The sequence below is a fragment of the Rhodovulum viride genome, from assembly GCF_003265965.1.
Classification (GTDB): domain Bacteria; phylum Pseudomonadota; class Alphaproteobacteria; order Rhodobacterales; family Rhodobacteraceae; genus Rhodovulum; species Rhodovulum kholense.
Genome location: NZ_MUAV01000116.1, coordinates 1 through 946, shown reverse-complemented (window position 1 = coordinate 946; position 946 = coordinate 1). Strand labels below are relative to the sequence as shown.

General features: G+C 69.8%; 1 pseudogene. It reads right to left on the bottom strand.

Annotation, left to right across the window (positions count from 1 at the left end):
• Window positions 1-885 (bottom strand): annotated as a pseudogene (locus BYZ73_RS21310) (DNA primase family protein); the annotation flags it as partial.
• Window positions 886-946 lie beyond the last annotated feature (61 nt).

Sequence of the window (946 nt, the reverse complement as noted above, 5' to 3'; positions counted from 1 at the left end):
GAACTCGCGCACGGTGGCGTCGGGCAGGATCTCCTCGAGGAAGGCGTCCCAGCGCAGGGCTTTTGCGGTGCGGTCATAGGCGACCGGCATGATCTTCGACAGCAGGTCCTCGCGCAGGTGGTCAGGCTGGACGCGCATCTCGGCCACGGGCGACATCCCCTCGGCCCCCGCCGCCGAAAACCGCAGCGTGCCCGAAAGGGTGTTGATGGTCAGCGGATCGGCGTCGAGATCCTCATAGGCGCGGGCGAGCGCGGGCTGCGCCTGTTCGATCATGTTGCCGATGGGGCCGCTGTTGCCTGCGTTCTTGGCATGGGTCAGGCGGCGGCCGATCAGCGATTTGCGGTCCTTCAGGATCGCCTCGATCGCGCGCAGCCGGGCGCGGATGCCGCCGCATTCCTCGTCATGGCCGGTCCCGCGTTCGGCCTCGGGCAGGGCCTCGAGGGCTGCGAGGCGGGCCAGCAGGTCCCGTTCCTCGGCGATCACCTTCTTCTCGGCCTTGGTCGGCTCGAGGAACTCGACCTCCTGCTCGATCAGCGCCCAGATCCGCTGGGCCTTGCGCCGGACGGCGAGCTCGTCGGGGTCCTTTTCCCAATGGGTGCCGGTCCAGACGAACCAGCCGACCCGGGGCACGAAGGTCAGATCCTGGCCGAAATGGATGCAGAAGCGCTGGCCGTTGCCATAGTCGTTCAGCGGCTGTTCGGCTGCCGCCCGGACCGGCCCGAGCGGGTCGTCGGGATTTCCACCCTCAGGGGGGTGCGGGGGCTCCGCGCCGCCGCCCGGGTCCTCGGGGCCGCCGGGGGCGTCCGGCTCGGGCATGTCGCCCATGTCGACATCGTCGGCGGCGGCAAAGGCGCCGCGGACCCGGTCGAGCGGATCGTCTGTCATGTGTCATCCCCCATCAGCACGTCGTTCAGATCGCGGCCCTCGCCCGCATGGACGATGGAGA